The sequence below is a fragment of the Candidatus Darwinibacter acetoxidans genome (assembly GCF_041936445.1).
Taxonomy (GTDB): Bacteria; Bacillota; Limnochordia; order Darwinibacteriales; family Darwinibacteriaceae; genus DTU010.
Genome location: NZ_JBHGXH010000225.1, coordinates 1 through 25349, shown reverse-complemented (window position 1 = coordinate 25349; position 25349 = coordinate 1). Strand labels below are relative to the sequence as shown.

Here is a 25349-nt window from a genome sequence, read left to right as displayed (position 1 = left end):
CTGCCCATTGAGCAGGAATACGGCTATATGATCCACGGCCGGGTGGCACCGGTCAACTATGAAGCCGCGGGCTATGCCAGCGCCGAGGAACTTGTGGCCAACTACCTGCCCGGCACCTTTGACCCCGTAACCATGGATGGCGAGATCTACGGCCTGCCCCTGGAGCTCACCAACTGGGCCATCTACATCAATGACCGGGTGTTCCGGGATGCCGGTCTCGATCCCGATGTGGATTACCCCAAGACCTGGGAAGAAATGATCGAGATCTCCGAGAAGCTGGTCATTCGCGAAGGCGACATCATCGTCCGCCGCGGCTTTGACTTCCGCTATCCTTACTACCTGGTGGCCATGCTGCCCATGGTGGAACAGCTGGGCGGTGCTCTGATCAGCGAAGATGGCAAGACCGCCATCGTGAACGATGAGGCTTGGCTCCAGGTTCTCGAGTGGTTCCGCGAGTTCGGCCCCCACGGGCGCAATCTGGGCAGCCCCACCTACACCTCGGCTCGCAAAGTCTGGGACTACGACAACAACGATATCGCCATGTGCCTCTCCGGCTTCTATCAGCAGGGCCGTCTGCGCATCGACAACCCCGAGTTCTTCGAGAGCGGCGAATGGAGAGTCGTTCCCTTCCCAGTATTTGAAAACGCCGTGCAGGATGTGGCCTGCTCCTACTACGGCCACTACATGATGGTCAATGCCCAGACTTCCCCCGAGAAGCAGTACTGGGCGTGGAAGTTCATCGCCTACATGCTGGATCATCCGTGGGAATACCTGGAAGTTGTCAACATCATCCAGCCCCGCAACGACCTCTTGAACGATCCCAGGTTCATGGAACTGCCTTACATGGATGTGTTCATGAACGATATGGAGCGGGGCCACATCGTCTTCCTGCATGAGAACGGCTACCAGTTTGAGCGCTTCATTAAGGAAGCCGTGGAAAGCGTCATGCTGGAGAACATGGATACCAGAGAAGCCCTGGACATCCTGCGGGAGAAGATCCAGGAGGTTCTGGACGACCAGTATTGATTTAGCCTGATGCCCCAAGGGAAGCCCGGGCTGGTCTCGGGCTTCTTCACTATTCTTTCTTTGGAGGGACACAATGCGCCGCAAACGAGGATTCAGCATGGAGCGGAAAAAAGCCATGTGGGGTTGGATCTTTGTCCTGCCTTCCCTGGTCTTTTTCTCCGCCTTCAGCTTCTATCCCATTATCAACGCCTTGATCGAGAGCTTCTACAACAGAAATCTCCTGTCCCTGAGGCCGCCTCGTTTTGTGGGCTGGGACAATTACACCTATCTGTTCAGGTCCAGGGATTTCTGGTTGTCTGTGCAGAATACGGCCATCTTCACCGTGGGTACCTTTGTGCCTTTGGTGGTGCTCAGTTTAATGCTCGCGGTCTGCATCATGTCCATCACCAGGCTGCGCCGCTTCTTCCAGCTAGCACTCTACGCACCGGCGGTGCTTTCTTCGGTGGTGGCCGCCTTGATCTGGCTGTTGATCTTTGACCCCAGGGGCTTGGCCAACCAGGCCATGAATGCTCTAATGGGCACCTATGGCGTGAACTACAAATGGCTGTCGGACACGACCATGCTGCGCCTTTCCACCATTATCGTGTACTTCTGGAAATATGTCGGCTATTTTACCGTCCTTTTTGTGTCCGGAATTGGCGCCATACCCCAGACCCTCAATGAGGCCGCCCTCATTGACGGAGCCAACCGCTGGCAGCTGTTTTGGCGGATCACCTTTCCGCTGCTCAAGCCCACAACCCTGCTGGTTTCGGTCATGACCATGATCCAGTGCCTGAAGACCTTCAGCACCCAGTACTTGTTCACCACCGCGGGGGCTCCCACGCGGCCCATTAACGTGATCACCTTGAGCATTTACAATACCGCCATTAAGGACTACCGCATCGGCCGGGCCACAGCCATGAGCATCCTGCTCTTTTTGGTCATGTTTGTTTTCACTTGGCTGCAGCTGAAGGTCTCCCGGACCGAGGAAGTCACCTTCATGTAGGGGCCGCGGCAGGAGAGGAGGGTTAAAATGTCTACGAAAAAAACGCGTTCTTGGTATCTCGAAAGAGTGTCCACAGGTGCCATGTGGCTGTTTCTAATCCTGGCCGCCGCCTTGGTTGTGGTGCCTTTGGTTTTCATGTTCACCGCTTCCGCCATGCCCGCCAGGGATATTCTGCGCCTGCCTTACCCCTGGATCCCCGATGGGTTTTACTGGCCCAACTACTGGAATGGGCTGAAGGGACCTGAGGATGATTTCATCTTTTTCCGCAATGCGCTCAACTCCCTGATTGTGGCTGGCAGCGTGGCCTTCTTTACGGTGCTGCTTTCCTCTGTCACCGGCTACGGCCTGGCCAAGTTCAAGTTCAAGGGCCGGAACCTGGTGTTTATGCTGATTATGGCCACCATGATGATTCCCTTTGAGGCCATCATGATTCCCCTGTACATGGTGGCCATGCGCATGGGTTTGCAGGATACCTATGCCGGTTTGATCCTGCCCTTTTTGGCCAATGCCTTCGGAGTGTTTTTGATGCGCCAGTATCTGATCACTTTCCCCGATGAGATCCTGGATGCCGCCCGCATCGATGGCGCGGGGGAGCTGCGCATCTTCGGCAGCATTGTCCTGCCCAGCTCGGGGCCGGCGGTGGCCACCCTGGCTATCCTGGCGTTCCGCTCCCAGTGGGACAGCCTGCTCTGGCCCCTGCTGGTGGTCCAGAGCGATGAAATGAAGACCATTCCCCTCTACATCACCAGGTACATGGCGGAAACCCACAGCGACGAGGGGATTATGATGGCTGTGGCCGTTTTGGCCAGCCTGCCCATGATCATCCTCTTCCTCACGCTGTCTAAGTACTTTGTGAGCAAGGAGGGCTTGACTTCGGCAACCAAGGGCTAGAAGTCAGGAGTTAGGAGTAGGAAAAGCCCCGTTCCACAGCGGTAAGCTGGGGAGCGGGGCTTTGTGCTTTACGCATGGAATCTGCCCATGGGGGTCATGCTAAGCTGTGTTACCGAATGTTAGGTTTAGCCGGAAGTCCACTTGTCCCAGTGGATTTTGCTTTCCTCCCAAGTGTGGGGGGTGGGGCGTTCTTCTGCGGGATGCCCCAGGGCCACAACCGCGGTTGGCTCGATGTGGTCGGGCAGCTCCAAGGTTTCCCGCAGCAGCTTGTACCATTCGGAATCCTTGGTCACACCCAGCCAGACGCCGCCCAGGCCCAGGCCGTGGATGGCCAAAAGGATGTTCTGCGTCGCGGCAAAGCAGTCCGCATAGAGATGCTCCATGCGCTCTTCCACCTGCTTGTCACCGCAGATCGCAAGGCCGCAGGCTGCACCCGCGAGCATACGGGCGTGGATCTTGCCCTTGGCCAGCTTCTCCAGTTTTTCTCTGTCGCGGATCACCACGAAATGGAAGGGCCTGAGGTTTCTGGCGGTGGGCGCGCAGAGGCCCGCCTGCAAAATGGTGTTGATCTGCTCTGGGCTGACGGGCTCGGCGGTGTATCTGCGAATGCTGCGCCGCTCCCGTATGGCCGTGAGCACATCGACGGTAGTGGTGGCGAAGGCAGGTTCTGCCTGCTTGCGCCGTTCAGTCATGGTCTGCACCTCCTGAGAAAAGATCGGCAAAAGGATTGTGCTGTAAGTCACATACTTCGACAGCGGGGCAGAAAATCTTGCCTGCCGGGGAAAGATCCCCCTTGACATACTTAATGATAATTGTTATCATTAAGTCAGCAGATGAGATTAGGAGCTTTTCCTAAAAACAATATGCTTATGGGAGGCTGTGTTCATGAACCGGATTGGATTGCCAAACGAAGGAACGAAGAAGGTGGTAGATCACCTGGATCAGCATCTGGCTAATCTCCACGTGCTCTACACCAAACTGCATAACTACCACTGGAACGTGGAAGGCAAAGGGTTTTTCACCATCCACGCTAAGCTGGAAGAGCTGTACGATGCGGTGGCAGAGGAGATTGATGAAGTGGCGGAGCGCATCCTGATGCTCGGTCACCGGCCTAGCGCTTCCATGGCGGAGTATCTGAAGAAGGCCCAGCTGAAGGAAGCTGCCAGCGTGGCTGTGGATGGCGCCGATGCAGTGAAGCAGCTGCTGGCTGATTACCAGACCCTGATTGCTAATTTGCGCGCCGGAATCGAATCTGCCCAGGAAATCGGCGACGAGTCCACTGCAGACTTGATGATCGGCTCCCTATCCGCTTACGAGAAAACCGTTTGGATGCTTGATGCCTACCTCAAGTAGGTAGTTACCCCTCAAATAGTCACCTGCAGAGAAGCCCCGGGCCCAGCCTGGGGTTTTCTCATTGGCGCCTCTGCCCGGGATTTCCCAGCTGAACATCGCGCTTTGGCACAAGGGGTTTTCAGGAAAAAATAGAAGGAAATATTTAAGTAGCTGAGAATCGGGATGGTTCCAGTAGGTGAGGTGATACGGTGAGCAAAAAGGTGGTCACATTTGGGGAGATCATGCTTCGGCTGACCCCGCCTGATTACAAGCGCATTGTCCAGGCAGAGAGCTTCGAAGCCATCTACGGCGGCGGTGAGGCCAATGTCGCGGTGACCCTGGCCAACTTCGGCGTAGATGCCTACTACGTAACGAAGCTGCCCAAAAACCCCGTGGGGCAGGCCGCCCTCAATGCCCTGCGCCGCTACGGAGTGCGGACGGATTATATCGTCTGGGGGGGAGAGCGGCTGGGCATCTATTTTTGCGAAAACGGAGCCAGCCAGCGTCCATCACTGGTGATCTACGACCGGGCCCACTCCGCCATCGCCGAGGCCAGCCCAGGGGACTTCGACTGGGACAGCATCTTCAAAGGGGCCGCTTGGTTCCACATCACCGGGATTACCCCCGCGCTAAGCCCCACTCTGGCAGAGATTTCCCTGCAGGCGGTGCAGGCGGCCCAGGACCGGGGGGTCAAGGTCAGCTGCGATCTCAACTATCGGGCTAAACTGTGGAGCAGGGAACGGGCCGGCCAGGTTATGTCCCGGATCCTGCAGCATGTGGATGTGTGCATCGCCAACGAGGAAGATGCGGAGGCTGTCTTCGGTATCAGAAGCGGCTCCGATATCAGCGCCGGCAGGATCAATGTGGAAGGGTTCCGCCAGGTGGCCCAGCAGCTCATCGACCGCTTCGGCTTGCAGCTGGTGGGCAGCCACCTGCGCATCAGCCGCAGTGCTTCCGATAACGGGTGGCTGGTGGTCCTTTACGACGGTCGCGAGTTTGTCCAGTCCACCCAGTACGATATCCACATTGTGGACCGGGTGGGCGGAGGAGATGCCTTCGCCGGTGCCCTGATCTACGCACTGCTGAACAAGATGAGCCTGCAGGAGGCGGCTGAATTTGGCGCCGCGGCTTCCTGCCTGAAGCAGACCATTCCAGGGGATTTCAACCATGTGAGCTTAGCCGAAGTGGAAGCCCTGGCTAAGGGGGAACGCTCCGGCCGGGTCAAACGCTGAAAGCGAGTACTGCTTCGGTATTCCTCTCTAGAAGGCGCAGCGCACTAGGCTGCGCCTTCTGGATCCCGGGCAGTCTAGAGGCCCAAGCGTTCCCGGTCAAAGAGCACGCCGGGATCCCATTTGCGCCCCGGGGCGTACTGGGCGTGGGTGAGGATGTTCTCCCTGGGGATGGCGTAGCGGTTCATCAGGTGATCCAAAAGCAGGCGCAGGGCCGCATACTGCTCCGGGGTGTAGCCCCGATCTTCCTCCCGGATCAGGGCATTGGCCGCGGAGCCGATGACGTCCTCCATTTCCCCGGGGCTGCCGATACCCAAAAGCTCGACGCCGATGGCGTAGCGGTTCATGTTGTCCGTGAGCTGGGGCTCGCCGTTCCAGGTGCCGCTTCCGGCATGGCGCGCCACCTGGTCATCGGCCACGAAGCGGAAGATCTGCCCCTCGCGGTCAATGAGATAGTGGGCCTCCACCCCGTAAGCGCGGAAGAGGCTTGCGATGCGGCTGATTTGGAAGGGATCCGTGGGGTTGGCCGCTGCATCGCTGATGGCGTGGAGCATGATATACCGGATATCCTTGGCGCCCAGGGGCCGTGATGGTCGGGGGATCAGACCGCCTGGGGCGGGTTTGATCTCCAGTTCCATCAAGTCCCCCTTTCCACCCCCTACACACCCCGTAGCTAGAAGGGCGGTGCCCAGCAGCACAACCAGCAGGAGTCTGTACATAGGCATCTTTCCTTTCTCTTCAGGCCCAGTTCCCCGTTGGCTCTGCCCCTTCCTTTGGAAGAAAATGCCGGGCGGAATGGTAACTCTTGGGAGGTCAGTGGGGAGTTGAGGACGAATACAGCTTTGAAGATGGAAAGGAGGAGAAGCCATGCCCTTCAGCATTGTCCAGCAGGATATCACTAAAATGCAGGTGGACGCCATTGTCAACGCGGCCAACACCAATTTGACCATGGGCGGGGGAGTGAGTGGAGCGATTTTCCGTGCTGCAGGCGCTGGCGAGATGGAGAGGGCCTGCCGTCCGCTGGCACCCATTGCGGTGGGCGAGGCTGTGGTCACCCCCGGTTTTGCCCTGCCCGCGAAGTTCGTGATCCACACCGCCGGTCCCATCTACCAAGGGGGGAAACGGGGCGAGGCGGAGCAGCTCCGTTCCTGCTATCTCAACAGCCTGCGCCTGGCGGTGGAGAACAACTGCCAGAGCATTGCCTTTCCCCTGATCTCCGCCGGCATCTACGGCTACCCCAAACGGGAGGCCCTGCGCATTGCCACCACAGCTATCCGGGATTTCTTAGCCCAGCACGAGCTGGAGGTCTATCTGGCGGTGTTGAGTAAAGGGGCCATTGAGGTGGAAGCCGAGCTTCTGGTGGGCGTAGCCCGCTACCTGGCGGAGCAGCGGGAAGAGCTCCACGGGCGCCTTTACGAAAGGGAAGTGGTCACCTACTCACCCCGGGCTGCAGTCCCGGAGCCAGCCGTGGAAGAACTGCTGGAGGATCTGGAGGAACCCTTTGCCGAGGCGCTCTTTAGGCTCATCGATGCCAAGGGCAGAACCGATGTGGAGGTTTACAAAAGGGCCAATTTAGACCGGCGCCTCTTTTCTAAGATTCGCAGTAATAAGGACTATATCCCCAGCAAGCGCACGGTGTTGGCCTTGGCCATTGCCCTGGAGCTCACCATGGAAGAAACGGATGATCTTTTGAAAAAGGCTGGTTACGCCCTTTCCCCCAGCCAAGTGTTTGACGTGATTGTCCAGTATTTCATCATCAACGGTAAGTACGACATCTTTGAACTAAATGAAGTGCTGTTCAGCTACGACCAGCCCCTTTTGGGCAGCGTGGGTAAGAATGCTGAGGAATAGAATGGGGGAAATGATGTGCTGCGCCATGTCACCCTCGGGTTTTCCAAGTTTGGTTTTCTAGTTGCGGTTCTGCAGCTTTTGCCCAATGTGCTCTGGGTCCTGTTCCCGCCCGCCCAGGATCCTTTAGCGGGCAGCCGATCCAGCCTGCCCGGGCTGGAGTTTGGGGAGCATGTCCTGGGGATTGCCCTTGTGGTCATGCTCATATTTCTGGTTTCCCGCAGGGAGAGTGAGCCTTTGATCCCGGCGGGGCTTTGTGGCAAAGTGAGCCTTGGGGCCATCGCCTTGTACTGGCTGGGCTGGGCCTGCTATTTCTTGGGATGGCAGAGCAGTTTCATCATCTACTCCTTGGTGATCCTGCCCCCCGCTGCTTTCTTCTTTGCCGGGCTGGCCAAGCGGGTTCTGCCCATCACCATAGCCAGTTTAGTGTTCCTTGTTTTCCACTTCGCGGTAACCCTGGAAAGCTTCCCCTTGTGGTAGCGGCGCTGGCTGCCCGCCACCGCTTTACCTAAGCTCCCGGTAGAAGGCCACAGCCCCGGCGATGTCTTGGGCAGTGGGGCGCCCTTTGGCGATGCCGCCGAGAAGCTTCAGGGGGCCATAGTCGCTGAAACCGCGGCAGCCGTAAACTCCTAAAATCTGCGCGCCCTTTTCCCTGGCGATCTGCTCCAGGTCCCGCAAATCGGGCTTCCACAATCCGTAGGTGTAAACGACGAAAATCTTCTTGCCCCTGGGCAGGTTCCTAGCGGCGCAGGCTGTGACGGCGGAGTGCAGCTTGGAGTAATAGATGCCGGAGGCGAAACCGATGAGATCATAGGCCGCAAGGTCAACTTCCGGGCTGGCGGATGCCTCCATCAGATCGACACCGCCTTCTTGGGCTATGGCGTCCAGGAGCTTTTTGGTGTTCCCGTGGTGCTGGGAGCAGTAGATGATAGCCGTTTGCATGGGCTCTCCCCCTCTGGTGGATTGTGCTCGGGTGGTCACGTCTGTAACATTATTCCCTAGAGGGGAAGCTTCCTGCTGAAGTCGAGATTTGTCGCCTGTGAAGCGACCAGATGACCAGCTGCTCCTGCTATCCTGTAAGCAAATAAACATAGGGGAAAGGGGTAGTAGGATGGGCTTAACCGAGCTGGTTTTCCTTTTGGACAAAAGCGGTTCCATGGGCGGCCTGGAAGAGGACACCATCGGCGGCTACAATGCCCTTTTGGCCGACCAGAAGAAGCTGGAGGGCCGCTGCCGGGTGACCACAGTGCTTTTCGATCACGGTTATCACCTGCTCCATGACCGGGTTGACCTGGCGGCCGTGCAGCCTCTTACCAGGGCGGAATACCAGGTGGGGGGCTCCACCGCGCTGCTCGACGCCATGGGCCTCACCATCCAGAGGATCAAGGCGGAGCAGGAGCCAACGGCTGACGGGGACGCTGCGCGCCAGGTCATGTTCGTGATCATCACCGACGGCCTTGAAAACAGCAGCAGGGAGTTTTCGGTGGAGAGGGTGAAGGCCCTGGTGGAAGAGGCGAAGGACAAACACGGTTGGGAGTTTGTCTTTTTGGGGGCCAACATGGATGCCATCGCCACCGCCGGCCAGTATGGCATCGGTGCGGACCGGGCCCAGAGCTTCCATGCGGATCCCCGGGGTATCGCCCTCAACTTCGCCGTGATGAGCGAGACGGTGGCTGCCTACCGGCAAACCGGCCAGGTGCAGGGGGACTGGAGGCGAAAAATCGCCCGGGACTACAAGCAGCGCAGCCCCAGGCCGTGAAAAAAGATCCCAGGTCAGCCTGGGATCTTACATATCATGTCTGCCGTGTCTTCCGCCAAGCCCCCGCCGCTGCCTGCGGCAGCGGCCGCAGCCGTAGGCAGCCTGGTCCGGCGGGTACAGCTCATAATCCCCGCCTTCAATGCGCAGGACAGCGCCTTCGTACAAAGCCTGGGCTACCTTGTGGCGGGCAGCGGCATAGATGCGCTGGACGGTGGTGCGGGCCACATCCATACGCTGGGCCGCCTCTTCCTGGGTGAGCCCTTCCAGATCCAGCAGGCGGATGGATTCATACTCATCCACCGTCATGACCACCTCACCGTGGGGAGGGGCGTGTAAAGGTCCGAACAGCGTATGCGGCGGCAGGCAGCATACCCTGCGCCCTTTGCGGGGTCTCGGCAACAGGATCACTCCTCATGTTCTTCGCGCTGAACAGCTCTTAGTTCTTCTTCGATCAAGCCAAGCTGCCTTTCCAGCAGCTTCTTCCGTTCCTGCAGCAGCTCTTCCCGGGTGAAACCCGCAGAATACCAGCGACGCCAGCCAGAAGCCCAGCCCCAGCCGGGAGCAGCGCGCAGGCCCCAACCGCAGGGACCCAGGCCCCGTCCCGTAAGGGGACCCAAACCCCATGGTCCCGTTCCATCCATTCTAGGCATCCCGTCTTTTCCCTCCTTTCTTTTTGGGCATATGTTCATTTGCTTTCAGTATAACTTGATTATGGACATATGTCAATAACCCGCCGGCAGTTTTTCAAAAAGAATTAGGCCTTGTTAAGTTCTCCAACGAAAAATTTGCCCAAAAGGAAGGAGGAAGGGCTTGGCTAGAGAATAATTATCACATGGGGACTACGTCCTCTTGTTCCTTTTGTCAGTAGTGCAAACGTTATCACGCGGAGGTGATGGGTTCGGTCTTTTTGTCGTCTCAGCGGAGAAAAACAAATGGAGGTGCCTGTATGAAAAGAGTAGCTGCGCTGTTTTTGGTATTGCTGTTAACTGTGGCCTTGAGCCTGCCGGCAGCCGCTTCTGTCCCCGGAGAGCTGCTGATCTGGTCCGATAGTGAAAGGGCTCCCGTACTTACGGAAGTGGCCCGGAACTTTGTGGCCGAGTATGGCATTCCCGTGAAGATCCAAGAGCTGCCCTTTGGCGATATCCGCGATAACCTGGCCATCGTGGCCCCCACCGGTGAAGGCCCCGACATCATTGTAGGTGCCCACGACTGGCTGGGACAGCTGGTCACCGATGGTCTCATTGAACCCATCGACATTGAGGATCCGTCCCTGTTCCTCCAGTCCGGCTTGGACGCCTTTACCTGGGGCGGGAAGTACTACGGCATCCCCTACGCCATTGAGTCCATCGGCCTGTTCTACAACAAAGACCTGGTGGGCGAAGACGGCATCGGCAGCTTTGAAGAGCTGGTGGAGCTGTACCATGCTGAGCTGGCGCCCAAGGGCATCTACGGCCTGGTGCTGCCCCAGCCCGATCCCTACCATACTTTCCCCTTCTTCAGCATGCTGGGGGGCTATGTCTTCGGCACAGATGAAGAGGGCGTGCTGAACCCGCTGGATGTGGGTCTGGCCAACGCCGGGGCCGTGGAGGGCTTTGAGTTCTTCGAGCGGCTGCTGGATGAGGGAGTAATCGCCAGGGCCACACCCTATGACACCATGATGAGCCTGTTCCAAAACGGCCAGGCCGCGACCATGATGACTGGCCCCTGGGCCTTTGGTGATGTGCGGGCTGCCGGGGTTAACTACGGGTTCACCCAGATTCCTTCCTACAAAGGGCAGTACGGCAAGCCCTTCCTGGGTGCCCAAGGGTTCATGATCAGCGCCTTCAGCGAGAACAAGATGCTGGCCAACATCTTCCTCAATGAGTTTGTGGCCACCAAAGAAACCATGCTGGCCATTTACGAAGGGGATCCCCGTCCCACCGCTTTCCTGCCTGCAGCGGAGATCATCAACGAAGATCCCGATATGCGTGGCGTGATGGAGGCCGCGGCAGAGGCAACACCCATGCCGGCCATCCCCGCGATGAACTCGGTGTGGACGGCTTGGAGCGACGCCATTGAGCTGGTGATCAACCAGCAGTCCGCTCCCAAGGATGCCATCGAAAACGCAGTGGAGATTATTGTCCAGACCATCAAGGACAGCATGTAAAAAGCACGTCGAGCCGATTCCCCTTGGAGCCTCTCCAGGGGGAATCGGCTCCTAGCTAGATCAAGAAATGAGTGATGGAATTGGCTAAGCTCATCAAGGGAATCTTCCTGGGCATTTTCAACGTGGTCATCATCTGGATTGCGTTATTCCTCTACAGCCACGGGGCCTATTGGATCCTGCTCCTTTTGCTTTTGGGGGCGGCCCTGGTCAACTTCATCTTCATCTCTGAGCGGGGTTACCCCTACCGCTATCTACTGCCCGCGTCCTTTTTCATGATTCTTTTGGTGGTCTATCCGATCATCTATACCGTCTATGTTTCCGTGACCAATTACGGCACAGGCAACATCCTCAGCAAAGAGCAGGTCATCGCCCAGCTGCAGGAGCGCCGCATCCACGATGGGGATGCGGGCAGCTACTCCTACACAGCGTACCGCGATGATCAGGGGCAGCTGTGGTTCCTGTTCACGGGGCCCCAGGGGGAGCTGCTCCTGGGCCACGCCGGCCAGCTGGAGCGGGTGCAGGAAGGAGATGCCAGCCTGAACCGCCTGGCGGAGTTTACCGAGCTCACCCGGGCCGATTTGGTGCGGGCCACCAACGAGATTTCCGCCCTTTCCTTTGCCTTGGATGAAACCAGCCAGCTGCAGATGCGCAATATCAACTCCTTTGGGGTGTACCGCCCCCAGTACCAGTACAGCAGGGAGCGGGATGAGCTTTTGGATCTGGAAAGCGGAATCATCTACCAGCCTGTGCTGGGCTACTTCCAGGCCCCCGACGGGACCCGCTTGACGCCGGGGTTCAGGGAGGTTATCGGCCTGCAGAATTTCCGCAAGCTGTTCAGCAACCCCCAGGTGACCGGCCCCTTTATGCGGGTGTTTATCTGGACTGTGCAGTGGGCCCTGCTCAGCGTGGGCTGCACCTTTGCCGTCGGGCTGTTCTTGGCCATTTTGCTGAACGACCCTTACCTGCGCTGGCGCCGCTTTTACCGGGCTGTGCTGATTCTGCCCTATGCGGTTCCCGCCTTCATCTCCGCGCTGATCTGGCGGGGGCTTTTCCATACCGAGCTGGGGGTAATCAACCGCATCCTCAAAGCCACCATCGGCTCCGGGGTGCCCTGGCTGCAGGACCCCGTATGGGCTAAGGTGGCCCTGGTCATCCTCAACCTCTGGCTGGGCTTCCCCTACATGATGATCGTGTGTTTGGGGGCCCTGCAGAGCATCAACCAGGAGATGTACGAGGCGGCGCTGGTGGATGGTGCCTCGTCCTGGCAGCAGTTCCGGCACATCACCCTGCCCCTGCTCATGGTGAGCGTGGCGCCCCTTTTGATCGCGTCCTTTTCCTTTAACTTCAACAACTTCTCGGTGATCTACCTCTTGACCAGGGGCCGGCCGCCCATTGTGGGCGCCCAGACCCCCGCGGGCCACACCGACATCCTCATTTCCTACACCTACCGCCTGGCCTTTGAAAGCGGCCGGGGAGTGGACTACGGTTTGGCCTCCGCGGTCACCTTGGTTATCTTCCTCATCACCGGAACCCTGACTTTCATCAACTTCCGCTTTACCGGCGCCCTGGAGGAGGTGCGCAAGAATGTATAGAAGGCACAGTTTCTTGGGGGCGCTCTGGCGCCATGGGGTGCTTTTGGTCTTCGTGGCGTTTGCCCTTTTCCCCATCCTGTGGGTGATCTCCGCATCGTTCAATCCCGCCAACACCTTGGTGGGGCAGGGCTTGATTCCCCCCAACCCCAGTTTGGATAACTACCGGGAAGTGTTCACCAGCGAGCAGTATCCCATTGCCCTCTGGATCAAAAACTCGGTGGTCATCGGTTTGATCACCTCCACTTTGGTGGTGATCATGACCTCCTTTGCCGCCTACGCCTTTTCCCGTTTCCGCTTCAAGGGCAGGCGGACCGGCCTGTTTGCTTCCCTGCTGGTCCAGGTCTTCCCCCAGATGCTGGCCGCGGTGTCCATTTACCTCTTGGTGCTCAGCATCGGCCGCCTGATCCCGGCTCTCGGGATCAACACCCATGCCGGTTTGATCATGGTCTACCTTGGGGGAGCCATGGGGGTTAACGCCTGGCTCATGAAGGGCTACTTCGATACCATCCCCAACTCCCTGGAGGAGTCGGCCATGATCGATGGGGCCTCGCCCTTCCAGGCGTTTTTCATGATCATCCTGCCCCTGGCCCGGCCCATTTTGGCCGTGGTGTTTCTGCTGCAGTTCATCGGCGTCTATTCCGAACTGATTTTGGCCAGCGTGCTGATTACCTCCACGGAGAAGTACACCCTGGCGGTGGGCCTGCAGCTGTTCATCCAGGATCAGTATGCCAGCCGCTGGGGGGTGTTTGCCGCGGCTTCGGTTTTGGGAGCCCTGCCCATTGTCCTGCTCTTTGTCTTTCTCCAGAAATACCTGGTTACGGGGCTCATCAGCGGCGCGGTGAAGGGCTGATTTGTGTTGGAAATAACTTACTGGAAAGAGCAGGAAGTGAAGACCCCGTGCAGAAAAGTGCATACACTAGACCTTAGGGGGGGTTCCATGAGACCCAAAAAACTGGTCGGATTGATGCTGGTGCTCGGGGTTCTGCTTTTGACGGGCTGTGCAGGGGAGTTCCATACTGACTTGTATGTGCAGGATGTCTTGGAGGTGGCCAGCGGCGAAGAGGAATACGTTTTGACCACCGGTACCATCTTCGTTGAGTCACCCGGTGAGGATTTCAACGCTCAGCTCCAGGCTATTCTGGAAGCGACTTTTCGGGACGTGAAGAACGTCCGCACTGGAACGGGTGAGTACGGTTCCAAGGTGATTGCGGATCTGAAGGTGCCTGTGGTGCTGTTTGAGGATTCCCAGGCGGGACCCTGGGCTGAGGAGGCCCTGGCCGTACTGGTGATGCCCATGGAGGAAGGGCACACCGCCTTTGGCTTGATGCTCAACGGGGAGAAAATTGACGGCATCTTCGCCAGCTTCCTGGAAGATTCCTTTTACAGTGTGGGTGTCAAGGACTTCACCTTCTACATCAAGCTCAACAATGACCTGCGGGAACTCGCGGCTGTTTACCTCCAGGGTGTCTACGCCAACGGCCGGCCTTTCCACTATGAGGAGCCCATGGAGCTGGAAAGGCGGGACACAGTGGAGCTGAAACTGGGCGATGTGGCCAGAGACTACGCCTACGAAGAGGGCTATGTGTTCTTAGGGGTCTTGGCGCCGGTGGAATGAAAAGTTCAGGTAAGCGGAGGGCTGGGAGGTTAAGCTCCCGGCCTTTTCCATGCCCGGAAGGGAACCCAGGCGTCATCACCTGGCTGAACACGGGGAAAATGTAACACGAAGCGTTACAAGGCGCAGTATGCCTGTGCCGGGTGGCCAGGCAGGAACTTCCACGCTTCCGGTGGAATCTCATGTTCATGCGGCTCCGGCCGCGGCGAGCCGACTGGCAGCTTGCTACAGGGAGGTTTTGATGTTGCGGAGGAAACTTGGGGGATTGGCCCTCATGGCGGCGCTGCTCCTGCTCACGGGCTGCAGCGGGGAGTTGGTGTTGGACTTGTACGTGCAGGACGTTTTGGATGTGGTCAGGGGCGAGGAGGAGTATCTCTTTACCACCGCCACGGTTGTTATGGAACTGCCCAGCGATGAGTACGCTCAGCAGCTGCAGGGGCTGCTTGCGGGCAGCTTCCGGGGGGCGAAAAACTTCCGCAAGGGAAGCGGCGGCGGGTATTTTTCCCGCTTCCTCATGGATGTGCAGGTACCCGTGATCCTCTATGATCCTTCCCCCAGCCTGCAGTGGGGCGAAGATCTTTTAGCCCTCTCGCTTCTGCCCAGGGAGGAGGGGCTGGCGGCCTTTGGGCTGATGCTCAACACCGCGGGGATTGAGGGTCTGTTTAAATCCCTGAGCGATGAGACCTTCCTGTTCCTGGACAGCGATGATCTCAGCTTCACGCTGCGGATTATCAACGATCTAAGGCAGCCTGTGTCCATCTACCTCCAGGGTGTCTACGCCAACGGCCGGCCGCTGCCTTACGCCGAGGTTCTGACCTTGGAGAGGCGGGAAGCTGTGGAGATCAAGCCCAGTGACGTGTCGAGAGATTACGCCTACCAGCAGGGGGCGGTCCTGCTGGGGGCGCTGCAGCCAGTGGACTAAGAACGCTCAAGGCCGGGGGGAGGTCCCGGCCTTTACCATGCCCGGGAAGTGCAGGATCGCCCGGGGGATTGGAGAATAGGAGAACAGGCAGCATTTCACTGAAGCGAGGACGGACCATGGCAAACAAGAGCAGAATGATCCCCTTAACTGAAGGAAGCATCTTAGCAGGTCTTACGAAACTGGCCATGCCCATTATCGCCACCTCCTTTGTGCAGATGGCCTACAGCCTCATCGACATGGTCTGGGTGGGCAGGCTGGGCAGCGGAGCGGTGGCCGCGGTGGGCACCTCCGGGTTTTTCACCTGGCTGGCCAACGCCTTCATCATCATCCCCCGCATCGGTGCCGAGGTGGGGGTGGCCCAGGCCATGGGGCGGCAGGACAGGGAAGGCGTGGCCAAAGCCATCGGCCACAGCCTGCAGCTCATCGTGGCACTGAGCCTGATCTATGCCGCTGGCCTTTTTGCCCTCCGGGAGCCGCTTTTAGGCTTTTACCGCCTGGGGGAGGAGATCCAGGGCATGGCCAGCACCTATCTGGCCATTATCTGCTTGGGGATGGTCTTTTTCGCCACCAAGCCCATCTTTACCGGGATATTCAACGGGGCGGGGGACAGCACCACCCCGTTCCGCATCACTGCCGTGGGGCTGGTGGCCAACATTATCCTTGATCCCCTGCTCATTTTTGGCCTGGGACCCCTGCCCCGGCTGGAAGTAGCAGGGGCCGCCTGGGCCACGGTGATCGCGCAGCTGCTGGCCTTCTCCGTGTTTATCTGGGAAGCCCGCCGGCGCCCGGAGCTCTTTGCCGGGCTGAAGCTGTGGGCCAGGCCCGACTGGGGCTATATGCGGGGTATGTTCAAAATGGGCCTGCCCATGTCCCTGCAGAGCGCCCTGTTCACCTTAATCTCCATGGGCATCGCCCGCATCATCTCCGCCTGGGGTCCTGTGGCCATAGCCGTCCAGAGGGTGGGGTCCCAAATCGAGTCCATCTCCTGGATGACCGCGGGCGGGTTTCAATCGGCCATGAGCGCCTTCACCGGCCAGAACTACGGCGCCCGGCGGGGGCAGAGGGTCTACCGCGGCTACTTTGTGGGTTTAGGCATCGTTTCCGCCATCGGCTTGGTTGCCACTGGGGCCCTGGTCTTCGCCGCCCGGCCCTTGATCTCCATTTTCCTCCATGAGCCGGAGGCCATAGCCCTGGGCACCGCCTACCTGCGCATTATCGGGGTGTCCCAGCTCCCCCAAGCGGTGGAGATTCTCACCGCGGGGGCCTTTATCGGGCTGGGTAAAACGGGGCCCCCATCCCTGGTGGGCATCGGCCTCAACGCCCTGCGCATCCCCGGGGCTCTGCTCCTTTCCCAAACGGCCTTGGGGCTGGATGGCGTGTGGTGGACCATCAGTGTTTCCAGCATCCTCAAGGGAGTTATCTTGTGCCTTTGGTATCTATACTTCATGAACAGCGATAGTGAGATGCAGAGTTTGCGTGCGGACAGCACTGGCGAGGAGGTAATTGCGTGAGTTTGAACTTCAGCGGGTTGGATGTTTCCTACCCTACCCATAGGTACCCGGTCTTCGGCGCCAAGGGGATGGTGGCCACCTCAAACGCCCTTGCGGCCCAGGCTGGGCTGGATCTGCTTAAGCAGGGGGGCAATGCTGTGGATGCTGCCCTGGCGGCAGCGGCTTGTCTCACCGTGTGTGAGCCCACCGCCAACGGTATCGGCGGAGATGCCTTTGCGCTTGTGGCCTGGCAGGGTAAGCTTTACGGGCTCAACGCCAGCGGCCCCGCGCCCCGGGGCATCAGCTTGGAGGCCCTTAAGAAGCAGGGGTACACCGAGATCCCCCGCTACGGCTTTGTGCCCGTGAATGTGCCGGGGGCGCCGGCCGCCTGGGCGGCCTTGGCGGAGCGCTTCGGACGGCTTCCCTTAAGCCAGGTCTTTGCTCCGGCGGTGGAGTACGCGGAACAGGGCTACCCCGTTTCGTCCATCCTGAGCCGCCAGTGGAACCGGGCCTGGGAGATCTACAAACAGAACCTCAAGGGAGAAGAGTTTCGGGCCTGGTTCAGCACCTTTGCCCCCGGAGGACGGGCGCCCCGGGCCGGGGAGCTGGTGCGCCTGCCGGATCACGCCAGGACCCTGCGCCTCATTGCCGAAACCAACGGGGAGGCTTTCTACCGCGGTGAGCTGGCGGAAAAAATCGATGCCTTTTCCAGGCAGCACGGCGGTTATCTCAGGGCAGAGGATTTAGCCGCCTTCAAGCCGGAATGGGTGGAGCCCATCGGCACCAAATTCGGCCCGGTGGAAGTCTGGGAGATCCCCCCCAACGGCCAGGGCATTGTGGCCCTCATGGCCCTCAATATCCTGCGGGGTTTTGACTTGGGACCGGAAGAGAAGCTGACTGCCCGGGCTTACCATCTGCAGATCGAGGCTTTGAAACTGGCCTTTGCCGAGGCCCAGCGCTCCGTGACCGATCCCCGGCACATGCAGGTTTCCCCTGAGTACCTGCTCTCCGAGGACTGGGCCCGGGAAAAGCGCCAGCTGATTCAGGAAAAGGCCCTGCTGCCGCCGCCTTCTCCAGAGGTTAAGGGCGGCACAGTCTACCTGTGCGCCGCGGATGGTGAGGGCAACATGGTTTCCCTGATCCAGAGCAACTACATGGGCTTTGGTTCAGGCCTGGTGGTCCCGGGCACAGGCATTGCCCTGCACAACAGGGGGCACAACTTCTCCTTCGATCCCCAGCACATCAACTGCTTGGCCCCGGGGAAACGGCCTTACCACACCATTATTCCAGGCTTTCTCACCGCGGCAGGAAAACCCCTGGGCCCCTTTGGGGTCATGGGAGGCTTCATGCAGCCCCAGGGCCATGTGCAGGTGGTGCTCAATCTCGTGCGCTTCGGGCACAACCCCCAGGCTGCGTTGGATGCTCCCCGCTTCCAGTGGATCCGAGGCAACAAAGTGCACCTGGAAAAGACGGTGCCCCAAGAAGTTGTGGAGGAGCTGGCCGCTTTGGGCCACGAGGTCACCGTAACCGAGGAAAACACCGGCTACGGCCGGGGCCAGATCATATTGCGGGCAGGGGATGTGCTCCTTGGCGGCACAGAGAGCCGTGTGGACGGAACGGTGGCGGTGTGGTAGGATCGACGCAGAAGGAGCAATGCCCATGATTTACCTGGACCAGGCGGCCACATCTTTCCCCAAACCAGGGGAAGTGGTGGAGGCGGTAGTTAGGGCCCTGCGCAGCGCGGGCAGCAGCGCGCGGGGAGGTCATGAGCTGAGCCTGGCGGCGAGCAGGTTGGTTTTCCAGGCCAGGCTCACCGCCGCGGAGTTTTTCGGCGCGGCTGATCCCAGCCGCATAGCCTTCACCGCCAACGCCACTGAGAGTCTAAACCTAGCCCTCTTTGGGCTTTTGGAACCTGGCGATCATGTGATCACCACAGCCCAGGAGCACAACTCGGTGCTCAGGCCCCTCTTTCTTTTGGAGCGCCGCGGGGTGGATCTCACCATCGTGCCGGTGGACCGCCGGGGCGTGGTTGATCTGGACCAGTTGAAGATCTCGCTCCGGCCCGGGACCAAGGCGGTGGTGGTTACCCACGGGTCCAACCTCACCGGCAATCTCTTGGATCTTGACCACGTCATGGGTTTCTGCCGGGAGCATGAACTGATTTTGATCCTGGATGCGGCCCAGACGGCGGGCTGGTATCCCTACAACTTAACTCGCCAGCCCATCGATGTGCTCTGTTTTACAGGTCATAAGGCCCTCTACGGGCCCCAGGGCACAGGGGGCATCTATATCCGGCCGGGGCTCCAGCTCAAGCCCTTAAAGGTGGGGGGCAGCGGCACCCAGACCTTTGCCCGGGAACATCCCCGGGAGATGCCGGAGGCTTTGGAAGCGGGGACGCTGAACACCCCGGGGATCGCTGGCCTCGCGGCAGGGATTGCCTGGGTGCAGTCGCTCGGTTTAGAAAGGATCCGGCAGAGGGAAGCCCAGCTCACCCGCTATTTTCACCAGCGGGTGCAGGAGATTCCCGGGGTGGAGCTTTACGGCGATTTTTCCGCACCGGAGCGCCTGCCCATTGTGACCTTGAACCTCCCGGGGCTTGAGGCCAGCTTGGTGAGCGGGCTCTTGGCCCAGGAGGGCATCTGCACCCGCTCCGGGGGGCACTGCGCTCCCCTGCTCCACAGGGCCCTGGGCACCGAGGAGCGGGGCGCGGTGCGCTTCAGTTTTTCCCATGTCAATACCGAAGCAGAGATAGATGTAGCGGTGGAAGCCCTGCAGAGGATTGCGCAGGAGTACGGAGGTCAGTAGTGTGGGTAAAAGGCGGCAGGTTGTGATTACATTCCAGACTACAACCCAAGCCATGGCCTGGGAACGGGCCTGCAAGCAGGAGGGCCTGCCTGGCCGGTTGATCCCCATGCCGGCTGTGATCAGCGCCCACTGCGGTTTGGCCTGGCTGGCCGAACCGGAGGACCGGGAGCTCCTCCTGGAGAAGGCCCAGGAGTTGGCTTTGCGTTACGATCAGGTTGTGGAACTAGAGAGGTGAGGACCGTGGCGGAAAAATTAGTGTTCTGCGCCGGCGGAGGCTGAACGGCGAAAATGGGACCGGAGGTCCTGGCGAGTATCCTGGCGGGGCTGCCGAAGGTGGAGGACCCTGATTTCCTGGTGGGTTTCGACAAGTCGGACGATGCCGCGGTGTACCGGCTCAGCGCCGATTTGGCCCTGGTGCACACCTTGGACTTCTTTCCGCCCATGGTGGATGACCCTTACCTCTTCGGCCAGATCGCCGCGGCCAACGCCCTCAGCGATATCTGGGCCATGGGGGGAGAGCCCAAGACGGCGTTGAACATTGTCTGCTTCCCGGAAAAGATGGACCTGGAGATCCTAAGCCGCATCCTCCAGGGGGGCAGTGAAAAGGTCTTGGAGGCCGGAGCTGTCCTCGCGGGCGGCCACAGTATAGAGGATCAGGATGTGAAATACGGGTTGTCGGTGACGGGTATCGTCCATCCCGACAGGATCTACACCAACAGGGGCTGCCAGGTGGGCGACCTGCTCATTTTGACTAAGCCCCTGGGTGTGGGCATTATCTGTGCCGCGGGCCGGGTGGGGGAAGCTTCGCCGGAAGCCATGGAGCAGGCGGTGGCGTCCATGGCTATGTTGAACAAATACGCGGCGGAGGTGATCAAAAAATACCCGGTGCATGCCTGCACCGATGTGACCGGGTTTGGCTTTCTGGGCCATCTCCATGAAATGCTGGGCGGGGAGCGCCATGCGGTGATCTTCAGCACTGAAGTGCCGGTGATCCCTGAGGCGCTGGCCTACGCCGATGAGTTTTTGATCACCGGCGCCGCGCAGCGCAACCGTAACTTCTTGGAGGACCATGTCCACTTCGGCCCGGATGTCCCCTTCAGCCGGGAAGAAGTGCTCTTCGATCCCCAAACTTCCGGGGGCCTCTTGGTGAGCGTGCCCAGGGCCGCGGCCCAGGATTTGGTGGCGGAGCTGAAGGGCGCGGGTTTACCTGCCGCCGTTGTTGGGGAGATTGTGGACCGGGATGTAAAGGAGATTGTGGTGCGATGAAAAAGACCATAGATGCCACGGGCCTGCGCTGCCCCCTGCCTGTTTTGGAGGCCAAAAGGGCTTTAAAGGATCTGGAAGCGGGTACGCTGGAAGTGATCGTGGATAACACCATAGCGGTGCAGAATTTAGAGAAGATGGCCAGGCAGCTGGGGCTGGGCTATGAAGTGCGAAGCTATGGCCCCGATCGGCACGCCATCTTGATCGCTGTTGAAGGGGGAGCTGCGCCCAGGGAAGGGGAAGCCCAGCCGCAGAGGCCCTCTGCCGGGCCCACAGTTGTGGTGCTGGGCAGCGACCAGATGGGCACAGGCGATTCGGAGCTGGGGCGAGTGCTCATGAAGTCCTTTATCTACGCCCTAACTGAGCTGGAAGAGCTTCCTGCCAAGGTGCTGCTCTACAACTCCGGCGTCAAACTGGCGGTGGAAGGGGCTGATACCCTCGGCGATCTGCGCAAACTGGCGGAGCGGGGGGTGGAGATCCTCAGCTGCGGCACCTGCCTCAACTTCTTTAACCTCACAGAGCAGCTTGGTGTGGGCGCTGTGACTAATATGTATGAGATTGTGCAGAGTCAAATGGCTGCTGGGCGCATTGTGCGGCCCTAGAGAGGAGAAGCCCATGAGGTACCACGGCTTGTTCCGGCCGGAGCACGATTTCGCCTATGCGGAGCGGGCGGTAAAGGCGGGTTTGGCCGGGTTTGAACTGTACGGCTGGGTTTCCCAGTTTCCGCGGGAACTTGTTGAGCGGTACAAGGAGAACATCAGGCGGATTAGGGAAGAACTGCAGGCAGGTTTGTCCGTGCATGCCCCCATCATCGACATTAACCTGGGCAGCATCAACCCGAAGATCAGGGCACTGTCCATGCAAGAGGTAAAGGAAAGTCTGGAGTTCGCCAGGGAGGTGGGGGCCACGGCGGTGGTTGTCCACGCAGCGCCGGGCCTTCTGGCCATGCCGGAGGGGAAATGGTCCCGGGAAACCCAAACGCCCCAGATGCGAGGGGGGCTGGCTGAGCAGGAGGAGCTGACCATCCGGGCCCTTAAGGATCTGGCGGACTTCGCCCCGGATCTACTCATCTGCCTGGAGAACTTAGTTTTCCCCCACGAGATCTACCGCAGCCCCCAGGAGCTGCAGGAGCTGGTGCGCAAGGTGAACCGTTCCAATGTGGGCATCACTTTGGATGTGGGGCATGCCGTGATCGCGGGGCACAATCCCCTTGACTATGTGCACCTGCTCTTCGACGAGCTCTTCCACGTCCATCTCCACGACAACCACGGGGAAACCGATGAACACCTGCCCCTGGGCCAGGGTGTCATTGACTACGTGGGCCTGATCCAGACCTTGAAGCAGCTGGGCTACCAGGGGGCCATCACCTTGGAGTTTGACGTGGAGGATCCAGATCGGTTTGCTGATTACCTGTATTAGTGCACGATCGTGCATTCCTAGGAAGGAGTCATCTATGAAGTTCCATGGTTGGTTTAAGCCGCAGCACGATTTCCAGTACGCAAAGCGGGCTTTGAAGGCGGGCCTGCACGGCTTTGAGATCACGGGCGGGGAGTCCCATTACGACCCGGAAGAGTTCAAAAGGTACAGGGCTAACATCGAGCGCATCAAAGACGAGCTCCAGGCGAGTTTTACCCTCCATGCCCCCATAACCGACATCAACCTGGGCAGCATTAACCGCCGGATCAGGCAGGCTTCGCTTGAGGACGTGCAAGCTGCCTTGGAGTTTGCCAGGGAGATTGGAGCGTCGGCGGTGGCCCTCCACGCTTCCCCGGGGATGCTGGCCATGCCCGGGGGGAAGTGGTCCCAGGAGACCAAATCCCCGCCCATCCAGGCGGAGCTGGTCCAGCAGGAAGAGCTGTTGATCGAGTCGGTCCGCAAGCTCGCGGACGGAGCTGCCGATCTCATACTTGGCTTGGAGAATCTGGTTTACCCCCACGAGCTCTACCGCAGCCCGGAGGAGGTTGCGGGGCTGGTGGGGAAAATAGGCCGGCCTAACGTGGGGATCACCTTGGATGTGGGCCATGCAGTGGTTTCCGGTTACGACCCCCTGAGCTTTGTGCACCGGCTTTCTGAGAGAATTGTCCACGTCCATCTCCACGACAACTCTGGAACCGTCGATGAGCACCTGCCCCTGGGCCAGGGCAGCATCGATTACAAACGGGTAATCCGGGCCTTAGAGCAGGCCTCTTACCAGGGCGTGGTGGCTTTGGAGTTTATCCTGGCCGATCCCGATGACTACCGCCCTTACCTAGAAGAATTTGCCCGTGTGGTGGAGGATGTACAGGAAAGCTGATCTCAAAAAACACCTGGAGCAGCTGGGGGTTTTGCCCCAGGACACGCTGCTCGTCCACTCATCCATGAAGGCCATAGGCCCGGTGGAGGGGGGAGCAGATGCGGTGCTGGATGCCTTCTCCGAGTATCTAGCGGAGGGGCTTCTGGTGCTGCCCACCCATACCTGGGCCCAGATCAACGCGGAGTACAACATCTTTGATGTGGAAAACGAACCCTCCTGTGTGGGGCTTTTGACCAACCTGTTCCGCAAGCGCCCAGGCGTTGTGCGCTCCTGGCATCCCACCCATTCCGTGGCGGCCCTAGGCAGGGACGCCCGGGAGTTTGCTTCCGGCGAAGAGCAGTTCGACACCCCCTGCCCCCGGGAGGGCTGCTACGGTAAGCTCTACGATCGCCGGGCTAAGGTGCTCTTTTTGGGGGTTCCCTTAACCCGCAACACCCTGATTCACGGGGTGGAAGAGTGGGCCAAGGTGCCCCGCCGCCTCACGGAGCACCACCAGCCCCTGAAGATCCGCACTCCCGATGGGCGCCTGCTGGATAGGCCCATGCGCCGCCACCGCGCACCCATCCGCGGCATCTCCGACAACTACGATAAATTAGAAGAGCCCCTGTTGGCCCTGGGGATTGCTGTGCGGGGGAGGATAGGCGATGCGGAGAGCATCCTGATCGATGTGGCACCCATGGTGGATCTGACCATGGAGTTTCTGCGGCGCAACCCAGATCTCTTTTTAGACCGGGAACCCATTCCCCGCCAGTGGTATGCCCGCAGGGGATAGGAGAGGAAAATGGAACATTTACCGGAACGTTTAGCCCAGCAGATCGAGTTCCTCTTGGAAATCGACAAGTTGAAAAACATCTACCGCCAGAACCTGGTGGCCGATGGCTCCCGCCGGGAAAACGATGCGGAGCATTCCTGGCACCTGGCGGTCATGGCGGTGCTCCTCGCGGAGTACATGCCGGAGCCCGTGGACCTGCTCAAGGTGGTCAAGATGGTGCTCCTCCATGATCTGGTGGAAATCGATGCGGGGGATGCCTTCTGCTACGATCCCGCAGCCGGCGAAGGGAAAGAGGAGCGGGAAAGGGCGGCGGCTGAGCGCCTCTACAACCTGCTCCCCCGGGATCAGGGGCAGGAGCTGCGCGCCCTCTGGGAGGAGTTTGAAGCCAGGTCCACCCCGGAAGCCAGGTTCGCAGCCTGCCTGGACCGCCTCCAGCCCTTTCTGCTCAACTACGTCACTGAAGGGGGCACCTGGCGCATGCACAATGTTCCGGCGGAGCAGGTGCGCCGGCGCCTGGCGCCGGTGGGGGAAATCTCCCCAGCTTTGGGCCAGGTGGTGGAGGGTTTCCTGCAGAAGGCCATCGAAGCGGGGTTCCTGCGGGAATAGGGTAGCGGGTAATGAGCATCCTTAGGCTGGACCTGTATCCTCTGCTAGTCTCGCCCTGAAGGGCGATGCGGGCAGTCCTTTGGCGTTGTAAAGGTTGGCTCCCTCGGGATTATCGTGCCAGGCATAGCGCACACCCCGCGGATCGGGCACCGATTCGCTCCACACTCTGACCGCCTCCCCTTGGATCCCGGCCCGGGCAGGGTGAAACACTCCATCGGCACCGCACACCTCAAACCACTTCAGCTCCCCACCCTTGGCTCTAAGACCGCCTTCCACACCAGTGAAAAAGACCTTTAAGGCGCCGTTTTCCCGTTCCATGCGTGCATAAAGGGGACCCTGGGCCGCCACGGGTTCGCCAAAAACCAAGCGCCGGGCCGCCAAGAACAGCCTCAAGGCGACATCCCTCTTGTTTTGGGGATGGAGATCATTTGCTTCTCCCACATCGATGGCCACCGCCATGGCGGTATGGGGAACCTGTAAGGTCTGCAGCTGTGCCTCCCGCACCAAAGCCCAGTTCCCGGGGGGGAGATCTTCTAGAGTGGTATCGTAATTGGGCAGCTGCACAAAGAGGAACGGCAACTTGGCGTCGCCAAAGTGCCGGCGCCAGCTGGCAATCAGTTCCCGGAAGAGTTTTCCGTAGTTTTCCGGGGCACGGGCGTTGGCTTCCCCTTGATACCAGAGAACCCCGCGCAGGGCGCATCCCCGCAGCGGCGCAATCATGGCGTTGTACATGCCGCTGGGTTTATGATGGACAAGAATGGATGGGGGCAGTGGCTCC

General features: G+C 59.6%; 29 protein-coding genes. 23 read left to right on the top strand and 6 right to left on the bottom strand.

What is annotated here, in order from left to right:
* The 3 genes from ACE4YL_RS08605 to ACE4YL_RS08595 form a co-directional block, all read left to right on the top strand.
* On the top strand, positions 1 to 1026 hold a 1026-nt coding region (locus ACE4YL_RS08605), incomplete at its 5' end, for an extracellular solute-binding protein (protein WP_461369519.1).
* A 97-nt stretch (positions 1027 to 1123) separates the two neighbouring features.
* Positions 1124 to 2011 (top strand): carbohydrate ABC transporter permease, encoded by an 888-nt coding sequence (locus ACE4YL_RS08600; RefSeq protein WP_461359287.1) that lies wholly within the window; start codon positions 1124 to 1126, stop codon positions 2009 to 2011.
* A gap of 27 nt (positions 2012 to 2038) precedes the next feature.
* Positions 2039 to 2902 carry a carbohydrate ABC transporter permease gene (locus ACE4YL_RS08595; RefSeq protein WP_461359286.1) on the top strand — a complete coding sequence of 288 codons (864 nt, stop codon included), beginning with the start codon at positions 2039 to 2041 and terminating at the stop codon, positions 2900 to 2902.
* Positions 2903 to 3027: 125 nt separating this feature from the next.
* Here the strand turns inward: ACE4YL_RS08595 and ACE4YL_RS08590 are convergent, their stop codons facing one another.
* Positions 3028 to 3594 (bottom strand): nitroreductase family protein, encoded by a 567-nt coding sequence (locus ACE4YL_RS08590; RefSeq protein ID WP_461359285.1) that lies wholly within the window; start codon positions 3592 to 3594, stop codon positions 3028 to 3030.
* 193 nt (positions 3595 to 3787) lie between these two features.
* Between ACE4YL_RS08590 and ACE4YL_RS08585 the strand changes: the two genes are divergently transcribed.
* Together ACE4YL_RS08585 and ACE4YL_RS08580 are read left to right on the top strand one after the other, a co-directional pair.
* Entirely contained in the window at positions 3788 to 4255 is a 468-nt protein-coding gene (locus ACE4YL_RS08585; protein ID WP_461359284.1) for a Dps family protein, read from the top strand.
* A 188-nt stretch (positions 4256 to 4443) separates the two neighbouring features.
* Positions 4444 to 5466, top strand: coding sequence for a PfkB family carbohydrate kinase (locus ACE4YL_RS08580; protein ID WP_461359283.1), 1023 nt, complete (start codon positions 4444 to 4446; stop codon positions 5464 to 5466).
* Between the two features lie 74 nt (positions 5467 to 5540).
* On the opposite strand, the gene ACE4YL_RS08575 is transcribed toward ACE4YL_RS08580, so the two are convergent.
* On the bottom strand, positions 5541 to 6182 hold the full coding sequence (locus tag ACE4YL_RS08575; RefSeq protein WP_461359282.1) for an N-acetylmuramoyl-L-alanine amidase: 642 nt from the start codon (positions 6180 to 6182) through the stop codon (positions 5541 to 5543).
* 148 nt (positions 6183 to 6330) lie between these two features.
* On the opposite strand from ACE4YL_RS08575, the gene ACE4YL_RS08570 reads away from it, so the two are divergent.
* Both ACE4YL_RS08570 and ACE4YL_RS08565 read left to right on the top strand, forming a co-directional pair.
* Positions 6331 to 7314 (top strand): macro domain-containing protein, encoded by a 984-nt coding sequence (locus ACE4YL_RS08570; RefSeq protein WP_461360441.1) that lies wholly within the window; start codon positions 6331 to 6333, stop codon positions 7312 to 7314.
* A 15-nt stretch (positions 7315 to 7329) separates the two neighbouring features.
* Entirely contained in the window at positions 7330 to 7791 is a 462-nt protein-coding gene (locus ACE4YL_RS08565; RefSeq protein WP_461359280.1) for a hypothetical protein, read from the top strand.
* 24 nt (positions 7792 to 7815) lie between these two features.
* Here the strand turns inward: ACE4YL_RS08565 and ACE4YL_RS08560 are convergent, their stop codons facing one another.
* A complete protein-coding gene (locus tag ACE4YL_RS08560; RefSeq protein ID WP_461366824.1) occupies positions 7816 to 8253 on the bottom strand; it encodes a flavodoxin family protein in 438 nt (145 codons plus the stop codon).
* A gap of 169 nt (positions 8254 to 8422) precedes the next feature.
* Here ACE4YL_RS08560 and ACE4YL_RS08555 point away from each other — a divergent pair, with 169 nt between their 5' ends.
* Complete coding sequence (locus tag ACE4YL_RS08555; protein ID WP_461359278.1) at positions 8423 to 9070, top strand: vWA domain-containing protein; 648 nt, start codon at positions 8423 to 8425, stop codon at positions 9068 to 9070.
* 27 nt (positions 9071 to 9097) lie between these two features.
* Here ACE4YL_RS08555 and ACE4YL_RS08550 read toward each other — a convergent pair whose 3' ends face one another.
* Positions 9098 to 9469, bottom strand: coding sequence for a DUF134 domain-containing protein (locus ACE4YL_RS08550; RefSeq protein WP_461359277.1), 372 nt, complete (start codon positions 9467 to 9469; stop codon positions 9098 to 9100).
* Between the two features lie 5 nt (positions 9470 to 9474).
* A complete protein-coding gene (locus ACE4YL_RS08545) occupies positions 9475 to 9720 on the bottom strand; it encodes a DUF5320 domain-containing protein (RefSeq protein WP_461359276.1) in 246 nt (81 codons plus the stop codon).
* A gap of 296 nt (positions 9721 to 10016) precedes the next feature.
* Here ACE4YL_RS08545 and ACE4YL_RS08540 point away from each other — a divergent pair, with 296 nt between their 5' ends.
* From ACE4YL_RS08540 to ACE4YL_RS08470, 15 genes are all read left to right on the top strand, one after another.
* Positions 10017 to 11216: a sugar ABC transporter substrate-binding protein gene (locus ACE4YL_RS08540; RefSeq protein ID WP_461369518.1), complete on the top strand. Its 1200-nt coding sequence runs from the start codon at positions 10017 to 10019 to the stop codon at positions 11214 to 11216.
* Positions 11217 to 11296: 80 nt separating this feature from the next.
* Positions 11297 to 12808 (top strand): maltose ABC transporter permease MalF, encoded by a 1512-nt coding sequence (gene malF / locus ACE4YL_RS08535; protein WP_461359274.1) that lies wholly within the window; start codon positions 11297 to 11299, stop codon positions 12806 to 12808.
* The gene (gene malG / locus ACE4YL_RS08530; protein ID WP_461360442.1) at positions 12801 to 13658 is read left to right on the top strand and encodes a maltose ABC transporter permease MalG; all 858 of its coding nucleotides are present in this window, start codon (positions 12801 to 12803) and stop codon (positions 13656 to 13658) included. The genes malF and malG overlap by 8 nt, the downstream gene beginning before the upstream one ends.
* An 87-nt stretch (positions 13659 to 13745) precedes the next feature.
* A complete protein-coding gene (locus ACE4YL_RS08525; RefSeq protein WP_461359139.1) occupies positions 13746 to 14423 on the top strand; it encodes a DUF7424 family protein in 678 nt (225 codons plus the stop codon).
* 241 nt (positions 14424 to 14664) lie between these two features.
* Positions 14665 to 15342, top strand: a complete 678-nt coding sequence (locus ACE4YL_RS08520) for a DUF7424 family protein (protein ID WP_461359140.1) — start codon at positions 14665 to 14667, stop codon at positions 15340 to 15342.
* Positions 15343 to 15458: 116 nt separating this feature from the next.
* The gene (locus ACE4YL_RS08515) at positions 15459 to 16853 is read left to right on the top strand and encodes an MATE family efflux transporter (RefSeq protein WP_461359141.1); all 1395 of its coding nucleotides are present in this window, start codon (positions 15459 to 15461) and stop codon (positions 16851 to 16853) included.
* Between the two features lie 68 nt (positions 16854 to 16921).
* A complete protein-coding gene (locus ACE4YL_RS08510; RefSeq protein WP_461360446.1) occupies positions 16922 to 18466 on the top strand; it encodes a gamma-glutamyltransferase family protein in 1545 nt (514 codons plus the stop codon).
* Positions 18467 to 18491: 25 nt separating this feature from the next.
* The gene (locus tag ACE4YL_RS08505) at positions 18492 to 19637 is read left to right on the top strand and encodes an aminotransferase class V-fold PLP-dependent enzyme (protein ID WP_461359266.1); all 1146 of its coding nucleotides are present in this window, start codon (positions 18492 to 18494) and stop codon (positions 19635 to 19637) included.
* Between the two features lies 1 nt (position 19638).
* A complete protein-coding gene (locus tag ACE4YL_RS08500) occupies positions 19639 to 19872 on the top strand; it encodes a DUF3343 domain-containing protein (protein ID WP_461359267.1) in 234 nt (77 codons plus the stop codon).
* Positions 19873 to 19925: 53 nt separating this feature from the next.
* On the top strand, positions 19926 to 20903 hold the full coding sequence (selD, locus tag ACE4YL_RS08495; protein WP_461359268.1) for a selenide, water dikinase SelD: 978 nt from the start codon (positions 19926 to 19928) through the stop codon (positions 20901 to 20903).
* On the top strand, positions 20900 to 21502 hold the full coding sequence (gene yedF / locus ACE4YL_RS08490; protein ID WP_461359269.1) for a sulfurtransferase-like selenium metabolism protein YedF: 603 nt from the start codon (positions 20900 to 20902) through the stop codon (positions 21500 to 21502). Before selD ends, yedF begins: the two co-directional genes overlap by 4 nt.
* 13 nt (positions 21503 to 21515) lie before the next feature.
* Positions 21516 to 22319, top strand: coding sequence for a sugar phosphate isomerase/epimerase family protein (locus ACE4YL_RS08485; protein WP_461365444.1), 804 nt, complete (start codon positions 21516 to 21518; stop codon positions 22317 to 22319).
* A gap of 34 nt (positions 22320 to 22353) precedes the next feature.
* Positions 22354 to 23193 (top strand): sugar phosphate isomerase/epimerase family protein, encoded by an 840-nt coding sequence (locus tag ACE4YL_RS08480; RefSeq protein ID WP_461359083.1) that lies wholly within the window; start codon positions 22354 to 22356, stop codon positions 23191 to 23193.
* Positions 23177 to 23965, top strand: a complete 789-nt coding sequence (locus ACE4YL_RS08475) for an AAC(3) family N-acetyltransferase (RefSeq protein WP_461359082.1) — start codon at positions 23177 to 23179, stop codon at positions 23963 to 23965. The genes ACE4YL_RS08480 and ACE4YL_RS08475 overlap by 17 nt, the downstream gene beginning before the upstream one ends.
* A 9-nt stretch (positions 23966 to 23974) precedes the next feature.
* Positions 23975 to 24571 (top strand): HD domain-containing protein, encoded by a 597-nt coding sequence (locus tag ACE4YL_RS08470; protein WP_461359081.1) that lies wholly within the window; start codon positions 23975 to 23977, stop codon positions 24569 to 24571.
* 21 nt (positions 24572 to 24592) lie between these two features.
* Here the strand turns inward: ACE4YL_RS08470 and ACE4YL_RS08465 are convergent.
* The coding region (locus ACE4YL_RS08465; RefSeq protein ID WP_461369517.1) for a sialate O-acetylesterase at positions 24593 to 25349 on the bottom strand (757 nt) is incomplete at its 5' end.